Genomic DNA, 3,151 nt, shown 5'->3' on the forward strand with positions numbered 1-3,151 from the left:
GCCGGGGGGCGGTGACCAGCGCGGCGGCGAGTTCGCCCACCAGCAGGCCCAGCAGCACGGCGGGTGCCGTCTCGGCCAGCCGCGCCGCGCCGGTCCGCCCGGGGGACGCGCCGCGGGCCCGCTGGAGCGCCAGCGCGCCGTCCTCCCGGCGCACCGCGAGCCGGGCGGCCGCCAGCGCCGCCGCGGCGGCGACGGCGAGCAGACCGGCCAGCGCGAAGGAGCGCAGCGCGTCGGTCCGCTCCGAGCGGTGCTGGAAGGCGAGCGCGGTCGCGGACAGCCGCTCGGTCACCTGCGGCGGGGCGGTGGACCGCAGATCGAGCGCGCACGGCAGGGTGTCCAGGGTGCGTTCCCCGCAGAGCGCCAGCACGGCGTCCGTCCGCAGCCGGGGCCCGCCGTCCAGGCGGAACGTCCGGCCGAGTTCGAGCCCCAGCGCCTGCCGGTTCTGCTCGGACAGCGCCACCTCCACCGGGGCCCCCGTCCCGTCGCCCGCGGGCCGGGCCGGCGCCCGCCCCGCCACGTACCGGACCAACGGCGGCGCGTCCTGCGCGTACACCAGTTGCAGTTCGGGATCGAGGCCGTACGGACGGGCCGCGCCGCCGTCCGCGACAGTGGCGGGCACGGCCGAGACCCGGGTCACCGGCTTGCCGAGCACCGCCCCCAGCCGGGGCCCGGCGCCGGCGGCCAGCCGCGAGGTCAGCCGGTCCAGGTCCCGCTGGAAGGTCCCGAGGTGCGGCACCGGCCCGCCGTCCGGGGTGCCCGCCCCGCCGGCCAGCGGCTGCATGCCCGCGGTGGCGGTGACCAGCGGCCCCTGCTCCTCCTCGTGCGCGACGCCCTGCGCGAGCGCCAGGGTGGCCGCCCGTTCGTAGCTCGGCTGCCAGGCCGCGGCGAACGCCGTCACCGTGCCGACCAGCAGGAGGAGCAGCACGTGGAGGGGCAGCCGGCGGCGCGGGACGGTCACGGTCAGGCTCCTGGTCGGACGGGCGGGAAGAGCGTGCGGGGGCACGCGCGGAGGAGCGCCCCGGCGGTGCGGGGGAGCGCCCCGGCGGTGCGGGGGAGCGCCCCGGCGGTGCGGGGGCGCCGGCGGACTCACCCGTCCTCCCCCGCCCGCAGCACCCGCGTCAGGTCCGTCCGGGCCAGCCGGCGCGCCAGCACCGTCGTGACGGTGGCGACCAGCGCCCCCGTGCCGAGCGCGGCCGGCACCGCCGCGGGCCAGCCGGCGGCGGTGCGCAGGGCCGGGAAGACCGCGACGGCGTTGTCGTCCATGACGACGAGCGGCAGCAGGACGGCTGCGAGGCCCAGCCCGAGGGCGGTGCCGGTGAGGACGGAGAAGGCGGTGAGGGTGAGGTGCTCGACGCGCAGGACGGCGGCGGGCAGGCGGGGCGGGCAGCCGAGCGCGCGCAGCAGGGCGAACTCGCGGGCGCGGGCCCTGGCGGCCACCGCGGCCTGGACGGTGGCGCCGGTGGCGACGAACAGGGGGGCGAGCAGCAGGCACAGCCACAGGGAGGTGCGCAGGCCGCGCTGGTAGGGGGTGCGGGCGATCCGGTCGGCGGCGGCGGCCAGCGAGCGGACATCGCCGAGTTCGGGACGGGCGCGCAGGGCGTGCTCCGCGGCGCCGCCGCCACCGGGCGCGGTGGCGGCCCACCAGCGGGTCTCGGTGACGGGATCGGTGCCGTCGAGGAGGCGCTGGGCGGTGAGGGCCGCCAGGTCGGCGAGGACGGCGGGGCGGTCGCGGGGCTGGCCGGGGACGGCGGCCAGGCGGCCGACGATCCGGGCCCGGACCAGCGTCTCGCCGCCGGAGGTGAGGGTGAGCTCGGAGCCGATGCCGTGGCCGGCGGCGAGCAGCGCGTCGTCGGCCAGCACGGGGACGGCGGCGCGCGGGGCGGTGCCGGACAGCGGCACGTAGGCGACCTGCGGGGGGCGGGAGCCGCCGAGGCCGCCGGGCATCTGGGTGCGCAGGACGGCGTGCAGCAGGACGCCCGGCGGGTCGGCGAGGGAGCACGGGCCGGCCAGGTCGTCGCCGGTCTCGGGGATCGGCTTGGCCGGGTTGCGGGCGGCGTAGCCGGGACAGCCGATGTCCTCGGGCCGGCCGGCCCCGGGCGCGGCGGGCTGCCAACCGCTGCCGGCGGGCAGGACCGCCTCCTGCGGCCCGGCGGGGCCGGTCGCGGTGATCCGCCGCAGGTCGAGGGTGAGGCTGCGCCGTCCGGGCAGGTCGACCCGGGGCAGGACCGCGACCCGGGAGATCCGCAGCGGGAGCGCCGCGGCCTGCCGGGCACCGTCGGGCCGGAGCGCGAGGCGGACGGTGTGCTCCCGTCCGTCGGCGGGCCAGTCGGCGGCGGCCTGGACGGTGAGGCCGTCGGCGTCCTGCACGGACAGGGCGAGCCGGACGGAGCCGTCCGGCAGCGGGCCGTCGGCGCCGAGCGCGGCGGTGACCTCGAGCGCGTCCGGATCGCCGGGCAGCGGCAGCCCGTGGTCGGGCAGTCCCTCCCGCAGCAGGGGCAGCAGGTCGCCGGCGGGCCGGTCGGTGAGGTCCGCGCGCAGCGCGGGGAGGGCGTGCGCGGTGGCGCCGGAGGCCAGCGCCCCCGCGGAGAGGGTGCTCCCGGCGGTGGCGGTGTTCAGGGCGACAACGGTGACGGGACGGTCGCCGAGGTCGCCGCGCAGTTCGGCGACGGGGGTGACGGCGCGGACGCCGTCGACCGCGGCCAGCGCCGCGTGCCGGGCGGCGGCGGGCAGGTCGCCGCCGGTGACGGTGAGGTCCGCGCCGACGGCCGCCGCCGCGCGGTCCCGGTAGCTCGGCCCGAAGTCGGCGAGCGCGGTGGCGGAGAACGCGCAGACCGCGAGCGCCAGGACGGGCAGCAGCGCGCCGGCCGCGTGGGAGGCGGCCCGGCGGCCGAGCTGCCAGGCGCCGAGGGCGAGGGCCAGCCCGGTGCCGCGGGCCGCCCGCCGTTCCAGGACCCGGGCCAGCGGGGGCAGCAGCCGCAGCGTCAGCAGCGCCCCGGCGGCCAGCAGCGCGACGGGCGTGAGCACCAGCACCGGGTCGGCCGGACTGCCGAACCCGACGGCGGACGGGGCGGCCACGGCGCTGCGGTAGAGCAGCAGTTGGTGCAGCGTTATGAGCGCGAGGTTGTGTAGATTTCTCTTATACTCTTCTACG

General features: G+C 80.1%; 1 protein-coding gene and 1 pseudogene. Both read right to left on the minus strand.

Features of this window, described 5'->3' with window-relative positions; translation table 11 throughout:
- Nucleotides 1–958 (minus strand): annotated as a pseudogene (locus ACFUEL_RS37470) (hypothetical protein); the annotation flags it as partial.
- Nucleotides 959–1,086: 128 nt separating this feature from the next.
- The gene (locus ACFUEL_RS37475; RefSeq protein ID WP_380242339.1) at nucleotides 1,087–3,075 is read right to left on the minus strand and encodes an FtsX-like permease family protein; all 1,989 of its coding nucleotides are present in this window, start codon (nucleotides 3,073–3,075) and stop codon (nucleotides 1,087–1,089) included.
- Between the last annotated feature and the right edge of the window lie 76 nt (nucleotides 3,076–3,151).

Origin of the sequence: Kitasatospora sp. NPDC057198 (genome assembly GCF_042670125.1) — a bacterium.
GTDB lineage: Bacteria > Actinomycetota > Actinomycetes > Streptomycetales > Streptomycetaceae > Kitasatospora.